The following is a 23,507-nucleotide window of genomic DNA, read 5'->3' as shown; positions in this document are numbered from 1 at the left end:
TGCTCTTCTGAAAACCTCGTTCTCTTCATCTCGTCCGTCCTTCTGTCAGGGCCGGACTCTAATCGAGACTGGAGGAAAATCAGGGGGTCACGTCAGAACCGTTAGTGCTGGCCCGCGCTGCAACGTCCAATCGCGGAGATCGCCTAAGGGTATTCGCTCGGCGAATAGATCACATCGTAAAAAATGTTTTCCTGGAATATTTACATCCATAATGGACCTAATTCTTGGCAGTTGGTAGCGCCGGTTCTCAAACAACGAACACGGGGCCGATACTTATGGATCAGATCGAACACGATGCGACGCAGCTACTCATTACTCTGAGAGTCTGACTCGAAACTATCTGGCGTAAGTTCATAGGCTTGCCAGTCTGCGAGTGAGCATCTGCACGGCCGCGGTGAAGAGCCAGCACCGGGCTGATGCTATGGTGGTCTCGAAGTCTTTAGCGAGGCGGCGGTTTCTGCCCAGCCAGGCGAAGGTTCTCTCGACGACCCAGCGCCGAGGCAGGACCTCGAAGCCTTTTGCCTTGTCGGATCGCTTGATGATCTCAATGGTCCATTGTCCGAGACGGGCGATGCCGCGCTTCAGTTTCGGTCCTGCATAACCGCCATCGGCGAAGAGATGCCGTAGCCACGGGAAGGATGTAACAATCTCGGCCAGCACCAGCGGAGCACCATCGCGGTCCTGGATGTCGGCAGTGTGGATCATGCCATGAACCAGATTGCCGTCGGTATCGGTGATGATGTGGCGCTTGCGCCCCTTGATCTTCTTGCCTGCGTCATAGCCGCACGGACCGCCGCTTTCAGTGGTTTTGACAGACTGGCTGTCGATCACTCCTGCACTGGGCGATGCCTCCCGGCCTTGCGCAGTGCGAAGGTCTTGCAACAGGTAATGGTTGATCAGTTCCCACAGACCCGCATCGCGCCACTGGTAGAACCAGCGCTGAACTGTCGAGACTGGTGGAAAGCAGGGCGGCAACATCCTCCACGGCAGGCCACCACGCAAAAGGTAGAGGATCGCCTCCACCACGCGCCGCATCGGCCATTTGCGCGGACGACCAGTATCGGACGGTGCGGGGAAGAAGGGCTCCAGAAGCGCCCATTCCGTATCCGTCAAATCGCTTGGCAAAGCCAGCCCCTTGCGCGCATACTGCGAACGGGTGGTATCGGTCCACATCACTGATCTCCAGAAGTTCTTCGCAAAACTCCTGAATCAGCCCTGGATTTGGCCGTCAAGCTAACTCGCTGATATCACCCAACTTAGTTTCGGGTCAGGCTCTGACGTCCGACATCGTCGCGGCGCATGTGAGCAATAATGATGTTAAGGTCGAAGACGTGCCTTTGCTCATCACCAATGTTCATAAAGCCCTGTCTGGTTTGGGCGATGACGCTCCAGCTGAAGAAGAGCGCCTTGAACCGGCAGTGACGGTGCGCGCTTCAGTTAAGCACGATCACCTTGTCTGCCTCGAAGACGGCAAGAAGATGAAGATGCTTAAGCGGCATCTCATGACTCATCACAATATGACGCCCGAACAATACCGCGCACGCTGGGGGCTCCCCGGTGATTACCCGATGGTCGCTCCAGCTTATGCAGAGAAACGCCGCGAACTGGCGGTGAAGATCGGTCTCGGACGCATGCCAGGACAGCCTCGCGGTCGCCGGAAGAAAACTGCCCGCTAACCAACCGAAATCGGGCTTGCTTCTGGAGGGATGCTGGAAGCATTTTTGCGCTGTGATCGAGCCCGATCCGCTATGTGAATAGCCTGCCAGTTGAGTCGTCAAGCCGCGCTTTGGCCGGAGGCGTCGAGAGCCTCTTTTATGGTCACCCTACCGGAGCAGTATGCTCCCCAAGCATTCATTAGCTTCACACGCATGCCGGGATCCTCCTTTGTGCCAAGATAGGTGGTGCGGCGATACGCGGCCTGGACTGCGTCGGGCGTTTTGTGCGCAAGTGCGGCTTCAACCACTGCGTTCGGAAAGCCTGCATTCGCTGCCCAATCTGTGAAGGCAGAACGAAAGCCATGGACGTGAAAGGGTTCCTGCATGTCACGCAGAACCTTCAGAAGCGTCATGTCGGACATCGCCTTGCCCGTCGCGCCAGAGAAGACGACTTCAGCCCCTTCGACTTTGAACGCATCAGCCTTCGCGAGAACAGCCACTGCCGCATCTGAAAGAGGGACGACGTGTGCTTTGCTTCGCTTCATGTGTTCCGCAGGGATGGTCCATAGGCGCTCATCCAGATCGAATTCGTCCCATGTAGCGAGACGGACTTCCTGCGAACGGGTGCCGGTGAGTATGAGAAGATCGAGAGCGAAGCGCCCAAACGATGGTTTGCGCCTCAGGGCGGTCAGGAAAGCGGGTATCGCGACGTAGGGCATCGCTTTACGATTTTGGGTTTTCTTGATTTGCCGGGGCAGGCCCCTCCCCGCTTTCAGACTGCTATTGCCCGATGGCGCTTCGGTCGAACGCCAGCCCTTGGCGTGTGCGTAGTCCAGCACCGCGCAGATTCGGTTGCGTACCTGGCGGGCGGTCTCGGGAATTTCCTGCCATATGGGCGTGAGGACATCGATAATGTCGGCGGCAGTGATGGTGCCGGTCGGCATATTGCCTAGCTTTGGAAAAGCGTAATTTTCCAGGCTCGCCAACCATTGCCGGGAATATGTCTGACTTTTCCAGCCCGCTTCGTTGTCTGCATGATACTGAGAGGCTGCTTCGCCGAAAGTAATTTTGGCGGCAGCCTCGTCCTTTCGCTCCATGAGAACATCGCGCTTATCTACTTTTATAGCTTTACGCAGTTCGTTCGCCTTCTCACGTGCTTGCGCCAGCGTGACCAGTTTGGCGCTCCCAACCCCTATGTCTCGTCGCTTGCCGTCTTGTTGAAGACGAAGAAGCCAGGAGGCGGAACCAGATTTTCCCACTTTCAGAAAAAGACCGTCCCCATCCTGATAGGTGCCGGGATTCTCAAAAGCCGCCTTGACCGCAACTGCCGTGAGTTTGCCCATTTCCTTCCCCACATTCCCGCATGCCATTCCGGAAGATACAAGTGTGGGGAAGGACCGCCCTTTCCCCACACCTTCCCCACACTAGGCCTCGGATGCGGGTGGATATCGGCGGCCGAGTGGGGACTAAGTACGCGCACAATAACGCAGAAACCCAAGGGGTTCCATGGTTTTCTGGGGATGCTGATGGATGGTGAAAGAAGGGCCGGTGGTGGACAGGGCTGGATTCGAACCAGCGTACGCTTGCGCGGGCAGATTTACAGTCTGCTGCCTTTAACCACTCGGCCACCTGTCCACACGGGCCATTTCATCGAAGAAATCGTGAGATCGCGTGGCGATCCCGTGCCGAGAGGCGCCCCTTTGGCGAAGCGGCGCTTGCCTGTCAATGCCCCCACTGGCACAGGCCGCAGCCAATGTTGCAGACAGGACGGATTTGATGGCTAAGGGTGAACGCAAGCGGGCTTTGCGAGGCCGCGCAGGGCGAATGCAGGGCGGACGAGGCAGTGGCCGCGCGAGTAGTGGACAGGTTCGCCTGTGGGGCCGCCATGCGGTAGAAGCTGCGCTCAAGAACCCCAACCGGGTTCATCGCAAACTATGGGCCACGCGCGAAGCCATCGAGTCGCTTGATGGTGAACTGCCCGAAGACTTCCCGCTGGAATATGCCGATGTGCAGGATCTGGCGCGGCTTGTTGCAAAGGATGCGCCGCACCAGGGGCTGGTGCTCGAATGCGCGCCGCTGGAAGATATCCATCTCGATGAAGTTCTGAGCGGCGATGCCGACCGGCCCATCGTCGTCCTCGATCAAGTGACCGACCCGCATAACGTCGGCGCGATCATGCGATCGGCAGCGGCTTTCGGCGCTGCTGCCCTGGTGACGCAGGATCGCAACGCCCCACCCGAAGGCGGCGTCATTGGCAAGGCGGCTTCGGGTGCGTTGGAAATCCTGCCGTGGGTCCGCGTAGTCAACCTGGCGCGAGCGCTGGAGCAGATGGCGGAAGCAGGATACTGGCGCATAGGGCTGACAGGGGCCACCGAAACAACGCTCGCCGAAGCTCTTCCCGCAGGTCCGGTAGCCATCGTGCTTGGGGCCGAGGGCGAAGGAATGCGGCAGAATATCGAATCGCATTGCGATGCCCTCGCCCGTCTGCCCATTGGCGAAGAGATCGAGAGCCTCAACGTTTCCAACGCCGGTGCGATCGCGCTCTACGCCATCGCGACGCGGTGATCTCTGTGTAGGGAAAACGAAAACGCCGCGCTTTCCGACCGGGAAAGCGCGGCGAGTATCGAACCGGCTGCGTTGTGCAATATGCGGGGGCGAACCGGAAAATTCCGAGTTAGTTGACGGAATCCTTCAGGCCCTTGCCAGCCTTGAACTTGGGCTGGTTGGACGCCTTGATCGTCATGGGCTCACCCGTACGCGGGTTACGGCCGGTCGAAGCCTTGCGCTTGGCGACCGAGAACGTGCCGAAGCCGACCAGGCGCACTTCGTCACCGCTCGACAGGGCCTTGGTGATAGCGTCGAAAACGCCTTCGACGGCACTCGACGCATCGTTCTTCGAAAGACCGCTGGAATCGGCAACTGCGCTGATCAGGTCGTTCTTGTTCATTAGAGAAACCCCCTAGTTTTTATCATCAAATCAATTCGGCTGAATCGCCTCGGCGAAGGCGAACGAATTGAGAGTTTTTTCGGACCTCTGTCAAAGGCATTCTCGGCCAAAATCGGCGGTTTACGGGGTCGGAGACGGGAAAATTGAGATAAAGCGACCCGCTATCCGCCGATGCTGCACTGCACACACCGAAATTACCGCGCCGTGAAGGTCGCTAAAGCTCCCGATTCGCTCGTCCAGTTTCGCCCGGCCTAATGTGCAGTCGGCGATGGCGCCCGCAGCGTGTGATCGGGTTGGCTCGCCAGATCGTCCGCTTCGGTCCACTCGATCGGCTCGGGCACGCTGCACAGTGCATGCGCCAGCACCTCGTCGACATGCGAAACGGGGACGATTTCCAGGCCATCTTTCACATTGCCCGGGATTTCCGCGAGATCCTTCACGTTTTCTTCCGGTATCAGGACTTTCTTGATTCCGCCGCGTAGTGCCGCGAGCAGCTTTTCCTTCAGCCCGCCGATCGCCAGTACACGCCCACGCAGCGTAACCTCGCCCGTCATCGCGACATCTGGACGGACAGGAATACCCGAAAGCGTCGAGACGATCGATGTCACCATACCGACACCCGCGCTGGGCCCGTCCTTGGGAACAGCGCCTTCTGGCAAGTGAATATGGATGTTACGGCGATGGAACAGGCTCGGCTTGATACCATAATGCGGCGCACGCGCCTTCACGAAGCTGAAGGCGGCGGCAACGCTTTCGTTCATCACTTCGCCGAGCTTGCCGGTCGTTTTGATGTCGCCCTTCCCCGGCGTAGTGACGCTTTCGATGGTCAGCAATTCGCCGCCCACTTCGGTCCATGCCAGTCCAGTGACCGCACCGACCTGCGGCTCTTCCTCGCCCATGCCGTGCTTGAACTTGCGCACGCCGGCGAACTCACTCAGGTTTTCAGGCGTGATCGTGACGCTCTCAACCTGCTTCTCGAGAATCTTGCGCAGCGATTTGCGGGCCAGTCGGGCAAGTTCCCGCTCGAGCGTCCGGACACCCGCTTCACGCGTATAATACCGGATCAGATCACGCAGCCCATCTTCGGTCAGTTCGAACTCGCCCTTTTTCAGGCCGTGTTCGCCGATCTGTTTGGGCAACAGGTGACGCTTGGCGATCTCGACCTTTTCGTCTTCCGTATACCCTTCGAGCCGGATGATCTCCATACGGTCGAGCAGCGGTTGCGGCAGATTGAGACTGTTCGCAGTGGTGACGAACATAATGTCCGACAAGTCGAGATCGAGCTCGAGATAGTGGTCCTGGAACTTGTTGTTCTGTTCCGGATCCAGCACTTCGAGAAGGGCCGATGCCGGATCGCCGCGGAAATCCTGGCCCAGCTTGTCGATCTCGTCGAGCAGGAACAGCGGGTTGATCTTGCCAGCCTTCTTCAGATTGCTCACAATCTTGCCCGGAAGCGAGCCGATATAAGTACGGCGATGACCCCGGATTTCGGCTTCGTCGCGTACCCCGCCAAGCGACTGACGTACGAACTCACGGCCCGTCGCCTTCGCAATGCTTTTGCCGAGCGAAGTCTTACCCACACCTGGCGGGCCGACGAGGCAGAGGATCGGGCCCTTCAACTTGCGTGTACGGGCCTGGACGGCGAGATATTCGACGATACGATCCTTGACCTTTTCAAGCCCATAATGATCCGCATCGAGCACTTCCTGCGCCGTGCCGATGTCCTTCTTTACCTTGCTTTTCTTGCCCCAGGGCAGACCCAGCAGGACGTCGAGGTAGTTTCGGATGACGGTCGCTTCGGCGCTCATCGGCTGCATGGCCTTGAGCTTTTTGAGTTCGCCTTCGGCCTTTTCGCGCGCCTCCTTGCTGAGTTTGGTCTTGGCAATCTTTTCGGTCAGTTCGGCAATCTCGTTGCTGCCGTCTTCGTCACCGCCAAGCTCGTTCTGGATCGCTTTCAGCTGTTCGTTGAGATAATATTCGCGCTGCGTACGCTCCATCTGCCGTTTTACACGGCCGCGGATGCGCCGTTCCACCTGCAGCACGGAAAGCTCGCCTTCCATGTAGGACATCACCATTTCGAGCCGCTTGAGCGGGTCCTTTTCGACCAGTAGCGCCTGCTTGTCCGAAACCTTCGCGGAAATCGCAGCGGCGATAGAATCGGCCAGTTCGCTGGCATCGTCGATGTCACCCAGTTGCTCGGCGGCTTCTTCGCCAAGTTTCTTGTTGAGCTTCGCATATTCGCCAAACTGTTCGACGACCTGCCGCATCATGGCGGTCACTTCACTGCCGGATGCCGTTACCTCGTCCTGCGAGGAAACTGTGGCTTCGACATGCTCACCGCGCTGTGCAAGCTGTTCGAGCGTTGCGCGCGACGTACCCTGGACCAGCACGCGGACGGTGCCGTCGGGCAGCTTCAGCAACTGCAGAACCTGCGCGATCACGCCGACGTCAAACAGGTCATCTCGTTCGGGGTCGTCGCAACCCGGATCGAGCTGAGCGAGCAGGAAGATGTCCTTGCTGCCTTCCATTGCCGCTTCGAGGGCTGCGACCGATTTGTCGCGTCCGACAAACAGAGGCACCACCATTCCGGGAAATATAACGATGTCGCGCAAGGGGAGGAGGGGGAAGGTCTGGGTCATCAATCAATTCCATTCGGGGCCGGTAAGGCCGTTCGCTCGGAATATGGTGAGACCAGTCGCGCTCCGCAACGTCGCGCGCCAAAGTCATGTGGATGAGATGGATTCGCGCCTGACCGCGTCGCAGTGACAAAACCGCGTGTGGCCGAGAAGAAATTGCCATCGCCCAGCCTCGCGCGAGGCAGAATCCAGGCTGGACCTCAGAAGGTGATGCTGACGGTCACGATATCCTCGTAAACACCGGGAGTCAGGTTGGCCGGTACGGATGCGATCCGGCCATAGGCGGTCATGCTGCCCCTGCCCCGCCCCCAGGCGATGCCCAGCGGAGCATTTCCCGAACCGCTGCCCCAGGTTTGCGTGCGGGCGGTATTGCGGAAGATGCCATAGGGAATGAAATCCCCGGAGCCGTTGCGCATGCGACGCTGGGTGCCATTGGCATTGCTGCCCCGGTCCATATCGACACGAAACAGGGCCAGACGGGTGCATTCGATATCGATCTGCGTGGTGCTGTCTACCGGCCCTGCCCCGGCGCCTGCGCTGATATCGAAAGCCATTTCCGCGGTAAGAACCGTGCAGCCATCGATCACTTCGACAGTCGGGGTAAGCGTTGCCTGCGCATGAGCGACCGCCGGAAGGCAGACGGCGCCGAGCGCCCACAGCAACGATCCGGAACGAAAAGAAACCACCAGTACCCCTCTGGAAATCGAGAGGACGTCTCTAGGACAACTCGGCTAAATATCGGTTAATTCGGAAGGCGCTCCGCCGTGTCGCAGCACCTCACGCCCGCGCCTAGAACGTGATAGTGACCGTAAGCTGATCGGTATACCGGCCCTTTGGCGTGGAGGGGGTGATGCCGGACAAACGTCCATAAGCTTCGAAGTCCTCATTGCCGATACCGAGCAGTATCACCCCGGTGCGGCTCTCGCTGTTTCGCTGACCCCAGCGCTGCGTACGGTTGTTATTCCGATAGACTTCGTAAGGAAGGTAGTCGTTGGAAGCGTTTTTGATCCGCCTCTGCTCGCCCGACGCATTCTGCCCCCAGTCCATGGTCAGGCGAAAGAACGTGAGCAGGCCCGCGCAGGACACCGAAACGGTGGCGTTCGTGTCGACGCGGGTCACATTCTTCGTATCGAGAACCCCGAATGCCATATCCGTCGTCGACACGGAGCAGCGCCCCTCGACCTGCGCGCCGACCTGCATCTGCGATCCATTGGGCGCAGCCGCCGCGGGCGAGGAAAGACCGGCGAGCGCGCACGCGCCGGCCAGTGCCGAACAAGTAGTCCTGATCCCCGTTTTGCCCACGCCGTCTTCCCGTCGATTCGTCCGGGAAGATTAGGCGACACCTTTTGAAAAATACCTAAGCGGCCGTTACCACAAAATTAGGCATAAACGCCGCTTTGGTGGGCAAAGCCGGGATTACATGCCCGGCAGTTTGAAGCCTGCCGGCAAGCCAACACCCTGCTGAATCTTGTCCATTTCTTCGGCAGATACGCGATCGGCGCGGTCGCGGGCATCGTTGAAAGCGGCTGTCACGAGATCTTCGACCATCTGCTTTTCTTCCGGCTTCATCAGGCTATCGTCGATCGAGACGCCGAGAATGCGACCACGCGCCGTGGCGCGGACTTTGACGAGACCGCCACCGGCCGCGCCTTCGACCTCGATATCGTCAAGCTTGGCCTGGGCATCGCCCATCTGCTTCTGGATCGTTTCAGCAGCCTTCTGGGCCTGCGCGAGCATTTCTTCCATGTTCATGCGTTTCTACTCCAGGGTATTTCGCGGCGCTGGGGAGCTGCGCCGCCATCGTCGATCAGTTCTGCCTGCGGGAAAGCGTCGAAGGCCGCTTTGACCAGCGGGTGGTTGCGCGTCGCGGCTGCTGCGGCATCGCGCTCGCTGACTTGTACTTCGACGAGCGAAGGAGCCCCGGCTCCCCCGGCAACCTCTTCCACGGTCCAGCGCTTCCCGGTGTGGCGGTGTAGCGCTTCTTTCAGCACCGGGATGACATCATCCGAGAATTTCGCATCTCTGCCGAAGCGGAGGACGCCGTCTGCCAGTTCCACTACGCGCACCTGCAGGCGCATGATGCTGGCTTCCTGCATCAGCCCGGATGCATCGATCGCATCGACCAGTTCCTGCCAATCCAGCGACGCCTGCGGCGCTTCTGCAACCGCACTTCCCTCATTCGCAGCTTGCCTGACGGGGCCAGCTTCAGCCAGTGTCTCGATCTTTTTCGCCAGCTTCCCCGGATCGGGCATCTGGCCTGCATGGAGCGTGCGCAGAAGCGCCATGCGCAGAGCAATGAGGGGGTCGGGCGCCAAGCGAATTTCATCATGGCCCTTGAGCAGCAACTGCCAGAGGCGATGCAACTGACCCGCCGGGAGCCGTGCAGCCCAGCCCGCCAATTGTTCGCGCTCATCGGGACTGACGCCTTCGGGTTCGGTGCCCGAAACCTGCGCCACGGTGATCCGGTGGGCGAGGTCCATCTGGGCTCGCATGAGGGCGAGCGGTTCGACGCCGAGGGCATATTGCTCGTCGATCGCGGCCAGCAGCTCGCGGCCCTGGCCTTCGAGAATGTGCCCGAAAAGACGGCGCTGTGCGCCCTTGTCGGCAAGGCCGAGCATATCGCGCACGCGGGCGGCAGTTACCTTGCCTTCGGTGTCGAGATCGGCGTGGGCAATGGCCTGGTCGAGGATCGAGAGACCATCGCGAACCGACCCTTCGGCGGCGTTGGCCACGATGTGCAAAGCCTCCGCATCGGCTTCGACGCCTTCCTTGGCGCAGATGTCGGCGAAGTGGCTTTCGAGCAGTTCGACCGGAATGCGGCGCAAGTCGAAACGCTGGGTCCGGCTAAGCACCGTGACCGGCAGCTTTTCGACCTCGGTCGTGGCGAAGAGGAACTTCACATGCGCAGGCGGTTCCTCAAGTGTCTTCAGCAACGCATTGAAAGCATTGCGGGACAGCATGTGAACTTCGTCGATGATGTAGATCTTGTAGCGCGCCGAAACGGCGGCGTAGCGCACCGCTTCGATGATTTCGCGCACGTCATCGACGCCGGTATGGCTGGCGGCGTCCATTTCGATGACGTCGATGTGGCGGCCTTCGGCGATGGCGCGGCAGGGTTCGCATACGCCGCAGGGGCTGATCGTGGGACCGCCGTTTCCATCGGGCCCGATACAGTTCAGAGCCTTGGCGATAAGGCGCGCGGTGGAGGTCTTCCCCACCCCGCGAACGCCGGTCATCAGAAAGGCGTGAGCGAGCCGATCGCGGGCGATTGCGTTGGCCAGCGTCCGCACCATCGCTTCCTGACCGATGAGTTCGGCGAAGGTCTGCGGACGGTATTTGCGGGCCAGAACGCGGTAGGGCTGAGCCGGCTGCCGAACAGTGGAGGCATGTGGATCATACGTATGATCGGCCGCCGCAGGCGTCTGTTCGGCGCCGAACATGGCTTCCTGTCCGGCTTCCTCGAGTTCGGCAGCGCTCGGCGCGTCGGGAGCGTCCGCTTCGCTCTCCCAAGGAAGGCCATCTGGATTGTCCGGTGAATCACCCATGTTGGAACAGGTAGGGACTGACGGCAGGAATGTCATGCCATCACAGTCACGAAATGTGGGTGAAAAAGGAGCCGGCCGACCCGCCGCAATCCACCTGGGCTGCTTCCTTCCGGATCTGACCCGGTGAGCGAACGCAAACGTCCGACCGACTCCCGGCGCGCCATATGGCCGGATGTCAGAGGAGTTTCAAGCTCCCATCTGCTGCAGCCAGTCGGCAATTGCGCGGGCCGCCTCTGCCAGACGGGCTTCGGCATCGGATGCGGAGCCATCCGCGCGGTCGAGATAAGCCGCGAGGATGTAGCGCGAGCCATCGGGCGTTTCGAACATCGCGATATCGTTCACTTCGCCCTGAGCGCCGGTCCCGCAGGTGCCGGTCTTGTCTCCGGCGCGCCATTCACCGGGCAGGCCGGCGCGAAGACGGTTCATCCCCGTCGTCGTTTCCACGAGCCATTCCTCCAGGAGGGCGCGGTCGGCCGGCGCGAGCCGGTCGCCCCACAAAAGCGCGCCGACGAGGTCCGCATGCGCTGTGGGCGTTGTGGTATCGCGCGGATCGCCCGGCGCATTTTCATTGAGCGCTGGCTCGTTCCGGTCGAGGCGGGTCGTTTCGTCCCCCATGGAGCGCAGCCAGCGGGTAAATCCGTCCGGCCCGCCTACCTCTGCCAGAAGCAGATTGGCCGCCGTATTGTCGCTGAGGGTGACGGCGTGATGCGCCGCTTCCAGCCCGCTCATCCAGCCGGATGATGCGCGCTCTTTTGCGTAGGGAGCATAGCTGAGAATGTCCCCTGCCCCGAAGTGGAGGCGCTTCTCGCGCAGGCCCGGCGTATCCAGCGTCAGCGCCGCAAGGGCGAGCTTGAAGGTCGAGCACATGGCGAAACGTTCGTCACCGCGATAGGCGTAAACGAGGCCCTTGTCCGGCGAATGCAAGGCAAGGCCCAGCCGCCCGCCGGAAGCCGTTTCGATTTCGGAGATCCGCGCTGCAAGATCCTGCTGCGCGGCAGATGTTCCGGGGTTGCCCTGTTCAGGCGAACCCTGGGGATTGACGCTGCAGGCTGCCGTTGCAAGCAGCAGGGGGAGGAAAAGAGCCCTCACCCGCCAAGTCAGCGAAAATTGTCGGCGTAGGCCTGAAGCTTGAGACTTTTGGGCGGCGTAGCGTGAACGCGCGCGGCGATGCCGTATTTCCCGGCATAGGCTTTCGCTTCGTCCTTGCTCGGGAAAGTAAGCTGCACCTGTGCCTGCGTGTCGCTGCTGCCGGTCCACCCCATCAGCGGATCCGCCCGACGCGCTTCGGACTGCTCGAATTCGAGCACCCATTCATCGGTGCGGGCCCGGCCCGATTGCATGGCGTTCTTCGGTCGCTGGTAGATTCTCGCGGTCATGGACTAACCCTGTAATTCAACCTTCGGAGCGTGAAAAGGCGTTCTTGGTCTTCAAACTGGGCTTTTCCGCCCATGGTTCCTCCGGCCAGCGGTGCTTGGGGTACCGCCCTTTCATGTCCTTGCGCACATCGGCCCAGCTTCCACGCCAGAAATTCGGCAGGTCGCGGGTGGACTGGATCGGCCGACCGGCGGGGCTGGTGAGCTTCAGGAGCAGCGGCGTTGCGCCGACCATGGGGTGGCTCTCCAGTCCGAAGAGGGCCTGCACACGCACCTCGACGCTCGGTGCATCGTCGCCCGTATAGTCGATGCGGTGCGTAGTGCCCGCAGGAGAGGTAAATTCGCGCGGTGCCAGCCGGTCCAGCCGCTGGCGGCTGTCCCAGTCGAGCTGGCCGAGCAAGGCATCGACCAGTTTACCTTTGGGTAGATCCAGATCGCGCCGCCCCTGCAGCAATGGTGCGAGCCAGAGCGGAGCATTTTCAGCCAGGCCGTCGCGCTCCAGCCCGGCGACGCCCGCATGACCGGCCCGGGCGAGCAGTTCTGCCGGGAGGATCTTTGCCGGGTTTTCCAGAGCTTTTTCCACAAGCATGTCCACAATGGCCTGCCCATTGGGTGCCGGGTCCGGTCCGCGCGCCAGCGTGATCGCGCCAAGTCTGCGCTCAAGCAGCGCCTCCACCCGCTCGCCCGTCCAGCGCAGCACATGTCTGCGTTCGATCCTGTCCGGCAGCCAGCGTTCCAGATCGGCTTCTTCCAGCGCGATGGCCGAGGTGATCCGCGCGCCTTTCGCCTGCCCCTGCGCATCGCCCACGACCAGAAATTGCCCACGGGCGAGTGGGGATGCCAGATCGAGCACGAAGCCCCTGCCCCCGGCGGTAATCCAGTTTTCACCGCTGGCATCGCGCCGTCTGGCGATGAATTCCGGCCGTCCCGCGGCAAGCAGGATGCCGGGCGGCGGGCGGTGCCCACTCTCGCCATCGGGCGGCGCCTGTGCCAGACCGCGCGCCTGCTTTGCCCACCGGGCCGCGAGCTTGCGGCTGGCCTCTGCCCAGGCGCCGCGATCGCCGTTCCAGCGCGAGAGGCGCGCTTCGAGGTCTTCTCCCTGGCCGCCGAGACCGCGTTCCTGAAGCAGCAGGGCGATCCGCGCCGCTTGCGTTTCCGCTCCATGTTCCGCGCCGAAAAGAATGGTCGCGGCCCCTTGCGGGTCGAGCGGAAGCTGCGCGAGACGAGAGCCGCGTTCGGTAATCCGGCCATCTGCATCGAGCGCGCCGAGCGCCACCAGTGTCTGCCGGGCCGCGCTGATGGAGGCAGCAGGCGGCGGATCGAGCCAGCCGAGTTCAAGCGGGTCGCCGCTGCCCCATTGGGCCAGCGCCAGCACCAGCGGAGCAAGATCGGCGGTGAGCATTTCGGGCGGATCGTAGGGCGGCCGCCCGCCATGACCTGCCTCTTCCCACAGGCGATAGGCGATGCCCGGCCCCTGCCGCGCCGCGCGCCCGGCGCGCTGGGCCGCCGCGGCCTGGCTGGCGCGGTGGGTAACCAGATGCGTTGTGCCTGCCGCGCGGTCGAATTCGGCCCGGCGGGACAGGCCGGCATCGACCACGACGGATACGCCGTCGAGTGTCAGCGAGGTTTCGGCAATGGCGGTGGCAAGAACGATGCGGCGGCGCCCTTCGGCATCGCGCCTGATGGCAGCACGCTGCCCCGCGGGATCGACCTGCCCATGAAGCGGAAGGACAAGCGCAGAAGGCAGACGCGCTTCCAGACGTTCGCGCACCCGTTCGATTTCCCGTACGCCGGGCAGGAAGGCGAGGATATCGCCCTGCTCTTCCCGCCAGGCGGAAGCGACGGCCTGCGCCATGGCATCTTCCACCGGGAGCTGCGGCGACGATCCGAACCATCTGATCTGCAAGGGGTGCGCCCGGCCCGCGCTTTCGATCACCTGCGTATCGGCCCCCAGAAGCTGTGCGAACCGCGCGCCGTCGATGGTGGCCGACATGACCAGAACGCGCAGATCGTCGCGCAGGACGGCGCGGCTTTCGAGCGCGAGCGCAAGGCCGAGATCGCTGTCGAGGTGACGCTCATGCGCTTCGTCGAAGAGGACGGCGGATATTCCCGCCAGTTCGGGATCGGAGAGAATGGTGTTCACGAAGATCGCTTCGGTCACCACCAATACGCGGGTCCTGGCCGAGCGTTTGCTGTCGAGCCGGGTCAAATAGCCGATGGTTTCCCCCGGCTTTTCGCCCAGCGTTTCCGCCATGCGTTCCGCGGCGGCCCGTGCCGCCACGCGCCGCGGCGAGGTGAGAATGACGGTGCCGGTGCACCAGTCTTCGTTCAGCAGTGCAGGAGCGACCGCCGTAGTCTTGCCCGCACCCGGAGGGGCGACGAGCACAGCCCCGCTGCCCTGACGAAGCGCGCCGAGCAGTTCGGGCAGGACGGCACGAATGGGCAGATCGTTATTCACGAGAGCGCCCTATCACGTGGAGACGGGATCAATACCCCCGCGCGACCGCGAACAGCGCGGCCTGCGTCATCGCCCGGCGTGCCTTGCCGTCAGGGAAGATCGACAGGGCATCGATCGCCCGCTGGGCAAAATGGCGCGCGCGCAGCTTGGTATCGGAGACCGCCTGATGGCGTTCGATGAGCTGGATGGCGTGATCGAGATCTTCATCTTCGGTCCGGAAACCGCCGATGGCAGCTTTCCAGAATTCCCGTTCTTCCTCGGTCCCGCGGGCATAGGCGAGGATGACGGGCAGCGTCATCTTGCCTTCGCGGAAATCATCGCCCCGGTCCTTGCCCATGGCAGCGGCGTTGGAATCGTAATCCAGCGCATCGTCGACAAGCTGGAAGGCCACGCCGAGATTGCGCCCATATTCGTCGAGCGCCTGTTCCTGTTCGTCGCTGCATTCGGCAACTACGGCGGCGATCCGGCTGGCGGCCGCGAACAGGGCCGCGGTCTTGGCGCGGATGATGTGGAGATAGCGCTGTTCGCTGGTGTCGATCTTGCGCTGGGCGGTCAGCTGGTCGACTTCCCCTTCGGCAATGATCGCGCTGGCACCCGAAAGGATTTTCAGCACCTTGAGGCTGCCGTCTTCGGTCATCAGTTCGAACGAGCGGCTGAACAGGAAATCGCCGACCAGAACGGTGGCGGGATTGCCGTAGATGATGTTGGCCGCAGCCTTGCCGCGCCGGAGATCGCTGCCATCGACGACATCGTCATGCAGGAGCGTGGCGGTGTGGATGAATTCCACCGCGGCGGCGAGTTTGTAGTGGCGTGTGCCGCTGTAACCGACGAGGTCCGCCCCGGCGAGCGTAAGCATCGGGCGCAGGCGTTTGCCGCCGCCCGATATCAGGTGCCCTGCGAGCGCCGGGATCAGCGGCACTTCGCTTTGCATGCGATCGAGGATCACCTGATTGACCTGGTTCATGCCATGCGCCGTCAGGGACAGCATGGGTTCGATGGAGCCTTCCAGCTCCTTGCGCTTCAGGGGGATAACTTCGGCTGACATTTCGGCTTGGCCATGGTCTGCCCAAGCTTTCTTGGCAAGCCGGGATTTATCGCTAGCGTGGCAGCATGACCACATCGCCCCAGCCCGATCCCGTTCTCGCCGGTTTTCGCAAGAGCATCGACAATATCGACGCCGCGCTCATCCACATACTGGCGGAGCGTTTCCGGATCACGCAGGCGGTGGGGGAATACAAGGCGAAGGTGACGCTGCCCCCGGCCGACCCCACCCGCGAAAAGGAACAGATCGAACGGCTGCGGCGGCTGGCGGAAGAAAGCGAGCTGGACCCGGAATTCAGCGAGAAATTCCTGCGCTTCATCATCGACGAGGTGATCCGCCACCACGAACAGGCGGCGCAGCGTTAGGCAGGCCTTACAGCGCGCTGCGCGGCAGGCTTAGCTGCACGAGCAGGCCACCCAGATCCTCGCTTTCCGCCAGTTCGACCGAGCCGCCGTAGATTTCCGCGACATCGCGCACGATGGCGAGGCCGAGGCCGGTGCCCGGCTTGCCCGTATCGAGCCGCGCACCTCGATCGAATATCCGGGCGCGGTCGGCTTCGGGAATGCCCAGCCCGTCATCTTCGATCCAGATGATGCATTCTTTCGAATCGCGCTGCGCATCGATGGTGACGAACACGCTGCCACCGCCGTATTTGGCGGCGTTTTCGATCAGGTTGCCGAGGATTTCATCGAGATCCTGCCGCTCGATCGAGACGGCCGCGTTCCGATTCCCGTCGAGATCGAAGCGGGTCGTATCGTAGATGCGGGTCACCGCGCGCAGCACGCTTTCGGCGCTGGGCCATACTTCGGCGCGCGAATGGCCGGTGGCACGCCGCCCCACGGCCCGCGCCCGGGCGAGATGGTGTTCGACATGGCGCTGCATCGTCTTGGTTTCGCGGCACACCAGATCGGACAGTTTGGGATCGTGCGCGGTCGCCGCATTGGTGAGCACCGTCAGCGGCGTCTTCAGAGCATGAGCGAGATTGCCGGCATGCATGCGCGCTTCTTCCGCCTGCTGTTCGGTATGGGCGAGGAGCGCGTTGATCTCCTCCACCAGAGGTTCGACCTCCAGCGGGAGGGGTTCGGAAATGCGGTTCGCGCCTTCGCTGCGCATGGCCTGGATGGCGTTGCGCACGCGCCGCAGCGGCGAAAGACCGTACCAGCTCTGCAGCATGGCGAGGGTGAGAAGGCCCATGCCCAGCGCCGCGAAGCTCCAGATCAGGATCGAGCGGATCCGGGTGATCTGATAGTCGAGTTCGCCGCGGGCGGAGGCGACGGCGAAGGTCCATTCCGTATCGCTGTCGGGCAGCATGACCGTACGTTCGACAATGCGCAGGGGCTCGCCTTCGAACTGGTCGGAATTGTAGAAATGCGGCTGCTTGTCGACGTGATCGCCATGCAGTTCGAGGCTGCGATCCCACAGGCTGCGGCTGGGAAAAGGTTGATGCCCCTCGCCCGTGACCTGCCAGTAGACCCCGCTGTTGGGTTCCAGAAAGCGCTGGTCCCCGAGGGAGCGATAGAGCTGCACATCGCCGAAACTGTCGATTTCGGCCGTAGAGATCAGCGCGGTCTGGACGTATTCCAACTGCTCGTCGAAATTATCCTCCACCAGGCGGACGAGAGTACGGTCGAGCGCGAAGCCGCCGCCGAGCAACAGGACGCTGATCCACAGCGCGGCAATAACCATCATGCGCCGCGCAAGGCTGCGCCGCGCCGCCGGGTGGGCGATGGTCACCGGATTTTCGGCAGGCGGGGACGCCGGCGGGACCTGCCCGACCGCCGCCGCCTCGCCGCCGTCTCCGTCAGGATGCGCGCGGCTGGTCGGCGGGATCGTCGAGGCTGTAACCGAGTCCACGGATCGTCGTGATCACGTCTGCACCCAGCTTCTTGCGGATGCGGGTAACGAAGACCTCGATCGTATTGGAATCGCGGTCGAAATCCTGATCGTAGATATGTTCGATCAGTTCGGTGCGGCTGACCACCTTGCCCTTGTGGTGCATGAGGTAGGACAGCAGCTTGTATTCCTGCGCGGTGAGCTTGACCGGCTCGCCCTGCAGGGTGACGCGGCCCGAGCGCGTATCGAGACGCACATCGCCTGCCGTCAGTTCGCTGGAGGTATTGCCCGATGCGCGGCGGATCAACGCCCGCAGGCGCGCGATCAGTTCTTCGGTCTGGAAAGGCTTGGCAAGATAATCGTCTGCGCCGGCATCGAGACCGGCGACCTTGTCGGACCAGCTGTCACGTGCGGTCAGCACCAGAACGGGGAACTTGCGGCCTTCCTTGCGCCACATGCCCAGCACCGTCAGCCCGTCGATCTCCGGCAGGCCGAGGTCGAGGATGACGGCGTCATATTCCTCGGTACTGCCCAGGAAATGCCCATCCTCGCCATCGGTGGATAGGTCCACCGCATAGCCGTTCTGTTCGAGCGTCGATTTAAGTTGCTGGCCGAGCGTAGGCTCGTCCTCGACGATCAGGATCCTCATGAATGTCCGTCCTCGGATAATTTATCACGCGTTTCGTTCATGTAGATGAACGCGTCAACATGAACGGGGTTTCAATGGGAATGCCGCGCAGCCCGTTTAGCGGCTGCGACGCAGCACCTTGCCGGTGCGTGCATCCACATCGACATACATGACCCGCCCGTCCTTGATGAACTTGAGACGGTACGCCATCGCAGTCGAATCGTAAGCCGGGCCGAGGTATTCGGCGCCGCGCATGCTTGGCAGAACCCGCGCCTCGATCTCCCGCAGTTGCAGGATGTTGCCCGCGCTCATTTCCCGCCGCGCTTCGCCCTGTTCGGAGCGACGCTGCGCAAAGGCAGGTTCGGCCATTATCGGACCGGCAACCAGCCCGAAAGCGAGGAGAGAGGCAAAGATGCGCTTCATGATGCGACCATGCCTATCCCGCCAGCGTTGAACAAGGTGTGAATGCTGGCGGGCTAAGCGCGTTAAGTCTCAGCGAGTCATCTCGAATTTGACCGTCAGCGAGACCATCGTGCCGACGAGGCCGGGTTCGACCGGGGTGGGCGCGGCGCTCACGTCCATCATCTTGCGTTCGGCCGACTGGGCGTAAGGCATGGGCGGGCCGGCGGCGACGGATTCGTTGATTTCGAGCAGGCGCACTCCGGAAAAGCCCGACCAGCGTGCATATTCCTCGGCCTGCGCACGCGCCTTGTCGAAGGCGGCCTTGCGCGCCTGTGCACGGGCGTTGGTATCGTCGTCGAGCGCAAAGTTCGGGCCATTGATGTCGGTCGCCCCGGCAGCGACCAGCGCGTCGAGCACCTCGCCTGCACGCGGCACTTCGCGCAGGGTGACATTGACCCGGTTCGATGCCTGATAGCCGCGGAAGACCTGCCGGCTCGTGCTCTGATCGTAATCGTATTGCGCGCTCAGGTTGATGCCGGTGGTCTGGATGTCCTTGTCCTTGATGCCCAGCGCCTTGATGCGATCGATCACCGCATTCATCTCTCGGGCATTGATACGCATGGCTTCGACCGCTGTGCTCGCCTGGCTGGTGACACCGGCACCGATATCGACGATATCGGGTTTGGCATCGACGCTTTCACTGACCGACAGTTCGACAACCGGGCCCTGCGACTGGATCTGGACCTCTGCCGCCTGTGCGCTGGAGGCGATAGCCGCAGCAGCCAAGGCAGGAATTGCGTAACGGATCATCAAAATACTCCTCATTGTTCGGATGGTTAGTCGGCCTTTCGGCTTTACGGCTTGCTGAACGGATGTGTTCCCACTTTCCTCTGCGCGTCGTTGGCGCTAGCCCACCGGACCAAACGTGGGGGAAACATGAAAGTCTGGAAAGTCGCACTCGCCGCATTGGCCACCATGGGCCTGCAACCGCTCGCTGCCCAAATGGAGCGTGTGCCCGACCGTGCATCGGACGAAGGCGAAGGCCCGTTCGGCAAGCTGCTGATCCGCGGCGCGACGGTTATCGAAGGCAGCGGCGCCCCGCCCGCAGGTCCGGTGGACATCATGGTCGAAGGCAATCGCATCGCCGCGCTCTACCCCGGCGGTGCGCCCGATAGCGAAGCCCAGGGCGCCCAGCGCGTGGTCGATGCCGCGGGCATGTATGTGCTGCCCGGTTTCGTGGATGTGCACGGCCATAACGGGGATGAGGGCAAGGCGGCGCAGCCATCCTATGGATACAAGCTGTGGCTGGCGCACGGCGTCACGACCGTGCGCGGCGTGAGTTTTTACTTTGGCCCCGGCACACCTGACCTGTCGGACGCCAGCCGCAGCGCGGCCAACACGATTACCGCGCCGCGCCTGATCCCCTACATCGTGTTCGGGGACAAATGGTCCGGCGGCAATCCGGACACGCCTGCAAAGGCGCGCGAGTGGGTGCGGTGGGCGAAGACGCAGGGCTATTGGGGAGTGAAGTTCTTCAACTCCTCCAGTCCCGAGGTGCTGGGTGCGGCGCTCGATGAAGCGAAGAAGCAGAAGATGGGGACTGTCGCCCATCTGGCGCAGACCGGCGTTGCCGAAGTGAACGCCCGCACGGCCGTGGAACTGGGCCTTGGCGGCGTGACGCATTTCTACGGTCATTTCGAAAGCCTGCTGAAGGACGGGCTGCCCTATTATCCCGAGAACTACAATTACTTCGACGAGCAGTCGCGCTTTGCGTGGGTGGCGCAGCTCGCTCCGCAGGCAGTCGAGCCGGGCAGCGAGAAATGGGACGAGTACATCGACTTTCTCGTCGACAGCGGGGTAACCCTTAGCCCCACATTCAACATCTATTCCGCCAGCCGCGACGTGATGGCGGCGAAGACGCGTGACTGGCACGCGAAATACACGATCCCGTCGCTGATGGATTTCTACGCCCCCAGCGCCACCAATCACGGCAGTTATTACAAGGACTGGACCACCGAGGACGAGGTCGCCTGGCGCAAGTTCTACCAGAAATGGTTCAAGCTGACGAAGGAGTTCCACGAACGCGGCGGGCGGGTCACTGCCGGATCCGATCCGGGCTATATCTATCAGACCTGGGGCTTTGCCTATATCGGCGAGCTGGAGATGCTGCGCGAGGCCGGCTTGTCGCCGCTCGCCGTGATCCGCGCAGCGACCATCGACGGTGCGCGCGAAATCTACGAGCCGCGCGGCGAAGCGCCGCCGATGGGCCGGATCGCCGTGGGCCAGCTGGCCGATCTGGTGATCGTGCCCGAGAATCCGCTGGCCAACTTCAAGGTATTGTACGGGACCGGCCATACGCGCCTCAATCGCGAAGACGAGACGATCGAGCAGGTCGGCGGCGTGCGCTGGACCATCAAGGACGGCATCATCTACGACGCGCAGCAATTGCTCGCCGATGTTGCCCGCATGGCCGACGAGCAGCGGGCAGCAGCTCAGCAATAAGTCGCCGGGAGCCAATCGTTCTCAGGCTCCCACAACTGACCTTATCGGTGAAGGCTTGCCGGACCGCCCCTGCGCGACTACCTCGCGCGGCCTATGGCACAGCCCCCAATTCTCAGCCTCGAAGGCATCGCCCTGCAACAGGGCGGCAAATGGCTGTTCGGCGGGCCCGATCACGATCCGCTGGACCTGCATATCGGACCGCGCGACCGGATCGCGCTGATCGGGCGCAACGGGGTGGGCAAGACCACGCTGTTTCGCATGATCGACGGGCAGGTCGAGACCGACGCCGGCATTCGCAAGACCAAGCCAGCCCTGCGCGTCGTGCTGCTCGAGCAGGATCCGGACCTGACCGGTCATGCCACGCTGATGGACTGGGCACTGGTGGGCGAGCATGCCCCCCAGGAACATGAGGTCGAGGCCATCGCGGGCCAACTCGGCATCGATATGAGCCGCGAAACCAAGGGCGCGAGCGGCGGCGAAAAGCGCCGGGCGGCCATCGCCCGCGCGCTGGCACAGGACCCTGACCTGTTACTGATGGACGAGCCGACCAACCACCTCGATCTGGGTGCGATCGACTGGCTGGAAAGCTGGCTGGACAGGTACAAGGGCGCCTTCGTCGTGATCAGCCACGACCGGACTTTCCTCAAGCGGCTGACCCGCACGACCCTGTGGCTCGACCGCGGTAACCTGCGGCGCAAGGAAGTGGGTTTCGGCGGCTACGAAGCCTGGGAAGAACAGGTCTATGCCGAAGAAGCGCGCGCCGCGGACAAGCTGGACGCCAAGCTAAAGCTGGAAGCGCACTGGCTGGAGCGCGGGGTGACGGCCCGGCGCAAGCGCAATCAGGGCCGGCTGGAAAAGCTCGGCCAGATGCGCGCGCAGCGGGCCTCGATGATTACTGCCGCCGGCACTGCCAAGCTGCAGCTGGCGACCGAAGCGGAGTTCAAGTCGAAATCGGTGATTGCGGTGCAGGATATCACCAAGTCCTATGGCGAGAGGACGATCATCAAACCGTTCAGCCTGCGCATCCAGCGCGGCGACCGGATCGGCATCGTCGGCGCAAATGGCGCGGGCAAGACGACCCTGCTGAAGATGCTGACCGGCGAACTGGAACCCGACAGCGGAACGGTCGATATCGCCAAGACGCTGACCGGCGTGATGATCGATCAGCAACGCCAGCTGCTAACCGCCGACAAGACGGTGCGACAGGTGCTGGCCGAGGGCGGCGACTGGATCGACGTGCGCGGCGTGCGCAAGCATGTGCAGGCCTATCTCAAGGACTTCCTGTTCGATCCCAAGATCGTCGAGATGAACGTATCCGTCCTTTCCGGCGGCGAGCGCAGCCGCCTGCTGCTGGCGCGCGAATTCGCCAAGGCATCGAACCTGCTGGTGCTGGACGAGCCGACCAACGATCTCGATCTCGAAACGCTCGACCTGCTGCAGGAAGTCATCGCCGATTACGAAGGCACCGTGCTGATCGTCAGCCACGACCGCGATTTCCTCGACCGGACGGTTACCATCACCCTGGGCCTCGACGGCACGGGCAATGTCGATGTTGTCGCCGGTGGCTACGAAGACTGGATGGCCAAACGGCAGGCACCAATTACCGGCAAGACGCGTAGCGCTGGAAGCGATAACAAGGCTTCGCCCCCTGCCCCCCCACCGCCGAAATCGACCAAGCTGTCCTACAAGGATCAGCGCGATTACGAGCTGCTGCCAGCGCGCATCGAGGAGCTGGAGGTGGCCATCGCCAAGGGCGAGGAAATACTGGCGGACCCCGATCTCTACACGACAGACCCACAGAAATTCGCCAATATTTCCAAGGGCATCGAGAACGCCCGCAATGAAAAGGATGCGGCGGAAGAGCGCTGGCTGGCTCTCGCCGAACTGGTCGAGGGATGAGCCTGAAGGCGGAGATCGCGGCCTGCCGGATCTGCGCGGAACATCTGCCGCACGGGGTGCGGCCCGTTGCCAGTTTCTCGTCCACTGCGCGGCTGCTCATCATCGGGCAGGCGCCGGGCAGCAAGGTCCACGAAAGCGGTATCCCCTGGGACGATGCGAGCGGTGACCGGCTGCGCGAATGGACCGGGTTGTCCAAGGACGACATGTACGATCCCGCCCGCGTAGCGCTGGTGCCGATGGGTTTCTGCTATCCCGGCAAGGCAAGCGGCGGCGACAAGCCCCCTCGCCCCGAATGCGCCGCGACGTGGCACGAGCGGGTGATGGCCGAATTGCCGCAGGATCGGCTGACCTTGCTGGTCGGCACATACGCGCAGCGCGCCTACCTACCGCAAACCAGAAACTGGACGATGGCGGAGCGCGTGCGCCGCCATCGCGAATTCCAACCGGATTTCATTCCACTGCCGCATCCCGCATGGCGCAGCACGCTGTTCATGCGTCAGCACCCGTGGTTCGAGGAAGTCCTTCTCCCTGTTTTACGGGACAGCGTGGGTACAGCGTTGCGCGGCGATTGAAATCGGCCGCGCAAC

22 protein-coding genes, 1 tRNA gene and 1 other RNA gene are annotated in these 23,507 nt (G+C 62.3%); 6 read left to right on the top strand and 18 right to left on the bottom strand.

Annotation, left to right across the window (positions count from 1 at the left end; genetic code table 11):
* Nucleotides 1-351 precede the first annotated feature (351 nt).
* A complete protein-coding gene (locus tag ACIGGE_RS16935; RefSeq protein WP_397491196.1) occupies nt 352-1,173 on the bottom strand; it encodes an IS5 family transposase in 822 nt (273 codons plus the stop codon).
* A gap of 68 nt (nt 1,174-1,241) precedes the next feature.
* On the opposite strand from ACIGGE_RS16935, the gene ACIGGE_RS16930 reads away from it, so the two are divergent.
* The gene (locus ACIGGE_RS16930) at nt 1,242-1,676 is read left to right on the top strand and encodes a MucR family transcriptional regulator (RefSeq protein WP_397491206.1); all 435 of its coding nucleotides are present in this window, start codon (nt 1,242-1,244) and stop codon (nt 1,674-1,676) included.
* 98 nt (nt 1,677-1,774) lie between these two features.
* On the opposite strand, the gene ACIGGE_RS16925 is transcribed toward ACIGGE_RS16930, so the two are convergent.
* Nucleotides 1,775-2,998 carry a tyrosine-type recombinase/integrase gene (locus tag ACIGGE_RS16925; protein ID WP_397491195.1) on the bottom strand — a complete coding sequence of 408 codons (1,224 nt, stop codon included), beginning with the start codon at nt 2,996-2,998 and terminating at the stop codon, nt 1,775-1,777.
* A gap of 206 nt (nt 2,999-3,204) precedes the next feature.
* Nucleotides 3,205-3,290, bottom strand: a tRNA-Tyr gene (locus ACIGGE_RS16920).
* Between the two features lie 141 nt (nt 3,291-3,431).
* Between ACIGGE_RS16920 and rlmB the strand changes: the two genes are divergently transcribed.
* Nucleotides 3,432-4,220, top strand: coding sequence for a 23S rRNA (guanosine(2251)-2'-O)-methyltransferase RlmB (rlmB, locus tag ACIGGE_RS16915; RefSeq protein ID WP_103025291.1), 789 nt, complete (start codon nt 3,432-3,434; stop codon nt 4,218-4,220).
* Between the two features lie 109 nt (nt 4,221-4,329).
* Here the strand turns inward: rlmB and ACIGGE_RS16910 are convergent, their stop codons facing one another.
* The 11 genes from ACIGGE_RS16910 to ACIGGE_RS16860 form a co-directional block, all read right to left on the bottom strand.
* Nucleotides 4,330-4,602 carry an HU family DNA-binding protein gene (locus ACIGGE_RS16910; RefSeq protein ID WP_103025290.1) on the bottom strand — a complete coding sequence of 91 codons (273 nt, stop codon included), beginning with the start codon at nt 4,600-4,602 and terminating at the stop codon, nt 4,330-4,332.
* 251 nt (nt 4,603-4,853) lie between these two features.
* Nucleotides 4,854-7,241: an endopeptidase La gene (gene lon / locus ACIGGE_RS16905; RefSeq protein ID WP_397491194.1), complete on the bottom strand. Its 2,388-nt coding sequence runs from the start codon at nt 7,239-7,241 to the stop codon at nt 4,854-4,856.
* Nucleotides 7,242-7,438: 197 nt separating this feature from the next.
* Nucleotides 7,439-7,924: a spore coat U domain-containing protein gene (locus tag ACIGGE_RS16900; protein WP_158246690.1), complete on the bottom strand. Its 486-nt coding sequence runs from the start codon at nt 7,922-7,924 to the stop codon at nt 7,439-7,441.
* A 103-nt stretch (nt 7,925-8,027) separates the two neighbouring features.
* A complete protein-coding gene (locus ACIGGE_RS16895; RefSeq protein ID WP_397491193.1) occupies nt 8,028-8,540 on the bottom strand; it encodes a spore coat U domain-containing protein in 513 nt (170 codons plus the stop codon).
* A 114-nt stretch (nt 8,541-8,654) separates the two neighbouring features.
* Nucleotides 8,655-8,990 (bottom strand): YbaB/EbfC family nucleoid-associated protein, encoded by a 336-nt coding sequence (locus ACIGGE_RS16890; protein ID WP_103025286.1) that lies wholly within the window; start codon nt 8,988-8,990, stop codon nt 8,655-8,657.
* A complete protein-coding gene (locus ACIGGE_RS16885) occupies nt 8,987-10,783 on the bottom strand; it encodes a DNA polymerase III subunit gamma/tau (RefSeq protein ID WP_397491192.1) in 1,797 nt (598 codons plus the stop codon). Before ACIGGE_RS16885 ends, ACIGGE_RS16890 begins: the two co-directional genes overlap by 4 nt.
* A 61-nt stretch (nt 10,784-10,844) precedes the next feature.
* Nucleotides 10,845-10,939, bottom strand: an RNA gene (gene ffs / locus ACIGGE_RS16880) — signal recognition particle sRNA small type.
* Nucleotides 10,940-10,969: 30 nt separating this feature from the next.
* Nucleotides 10,970-11,872, bottom strand: a complete 903-nt coding sequence (gene bla, locus ACIGGE_RS16875) for a class A beta-lactamase (protein WP_397491191.1) — start codon at nt 11,870-11,872, stop codon at nt 10,970-10,972.
* Between the two features lie 8 nt (nt 11,873-11,880).
* Nucleotides 11,881-12,159, bottom strand: coding sequence for an ETC complex I subunit (locus ACIGGE_RS16870; RefSeq protein WP_103025283.1), 279 nt, complete (start codon nt 12,157-12,159; stop codon nt 11,881-11,883).
* Between the two features lie 16 nt (nt 12,160-12,175).
* Nucleotides 12,176-14,614 (bottom strand): ATP-dependent helicase HrpB, encoded by a 2,439-nt coding sequence (gene hrpB, locus ACIGGE_RS16865; protein WP_397491190.1) that lies wholly within the window; start codon nt 14,612-14,614, stop codon nt 12,176-12,178.
* Between the two features lie 28 nt (nt 14,615-14,642).
* The gene (locus tag ACIGGE_RS16860; RefSeq protein ID WP_196845861.1) at nt 14,643-15,659 is read right to left on the bottom strand and encodes a polyprenyl synthetase family protein; all 1,017 of its coding nucleotides are present in this window, start codon (nt 15,657-15,659) and stop codon (nt 14,643-14,645) included.
* A gap of 65 nt (nt 15,660-15,724) precedes the next feature.
* Here ACIGGE_RS16860 and ACIGGE_RS16855 point away from each other — a divergent pair, with 65 nt between their 5' ends.
* Complete coding sequence (locus tag ACIGGE_RS16855; RefSeq protein ID WP_103025140.1) at nt 15,725-16,021, top strand: chorismate mutase; 297 nt, start codon at nt 15,725-15,727, stop codon at nt 16,019-16,021.
* Between the two features lie 7 nt (nt 16,022-16,028).
* On the opposite strand, the gene ACIGGE_RS16850 is transcribed toward ACIGGE_RS16855, so the two are convergent.
* The 4 genes from ACIGGE_RS16850 to ACIGGE_RS16835 form a co-directional block, all read right to left on the bottom strand.
* Nucleotides 16,029-17,345 (bottom strand): ATP-binding protein, encoded by a 1,317-nt coding sequence (locus ACIGGE_RS16850; protein WP_397491205.1) that lies wholly within the window; start codon nt 17,343-17,345, stop codon nt 16,029-16,031.
* 112 nt (nt 17,346-17,457) lie between these two features.
* Complete coding sequence (locus ACIGGE_RS16845; protein ID WP_103025141.1) at nt 17,458-18,138, bottom strand: response regulator transcription factor; 681 nt, start codon at nt 18,136-18,138, stop codon at nt 17,458-17,460.
* A 96-nt stretch (nt 18,139-18,234) separates the two neighbouring features.
* Nucleotides 18,235-18,540, bottom strand: coding sequence for a PepSY domain-containing protein (locus ACIGGE_RS16840; RefSeq protein ID WP_103025142.1), 306 nt, complete (start codon nt 18,538-18,540; stop codon nt 18,235-18,237).
* A 69-nt stretch (nt 18,541-18,609) separates the two neighbouring features.
* Nucleotides 18,610-19,329: an SIMPL domain-containing protein gene (locus ACIGGE_RS16835; protein WP_397491189.1), complete on the bottom strand. Its 720-nt coding sequence runs from the start codon at nt 19,327-19,329 to the stop codon at nt 18,610-18,612.
* Between the two features lie 126 nt (nt 19,330-19,455).
* On the opposite strand from ACIGGE_RS16835, the gene ACIGGE_RS16830 reads away from it, so the two are divergent.
* From ACIGGE_RS16830 to ACIGGE_RS16820, 3 genes are all read left to right on the top strand, one after another.
* On the top strand, nt 19,456-21,021 hold the full coding sequence (locus tag ACIGGE_RS16830; protein ID WP_397491188.1) for an amidohydrolase family protein: 1,566 nt from the start codon (nt 19,456-19,458) through the stop codon (nt 21,019-21,021).
* Between the two features lie 93 nt (nt 21,022-21,114).
* The gene (locus ACIGGE_RS16825; RefSeq protein ID WP_397491187.1) at nt 21,115-22,920 is read left to right on the top strand and encodes an ABC-F family ATP-binding cassette domain-containing protein; all 1,806 of its coding nucleotides are present in this window, start codon (nt 21,115-21,117) and stop codon (nt 22,918-22,920) included.
* The gene (locus tag ACIGGE_RS16820) at nt 22,917-23,492 is read left to right on the top strand and encodes a uracil-DNA glycosylase family protein (protein ID WP_397491186.1); all 576 of its coding nucleotides are present in this window, start codon (nt 22,917-22,919) and stop codon (nt 23,490-23,492) included. Before ACIGGE_RS16825 ends, ACIGGE_RS16820 begins: the two co-directional genes overlap by 4 nt.
* Nucleotides 23,493-23,507: the final 15 nt, after the last annotated feature.

Source organism: Qipengyuania sp. NPDC077410, assembly GCF_044543405.1.
Taxonomy (GTDB): domain Bacteria; phylum Pseudomonadota; class Alphaproteobacteria; order Sphingomonadales; family Sphingomonadaceae; genus Qipengyuania; species Qipengyuania pacifica.
Note: the sequence above shows the minus strand (reverse complement) of the source record. Positions and strands in the feature narration are given on the sequence as shown.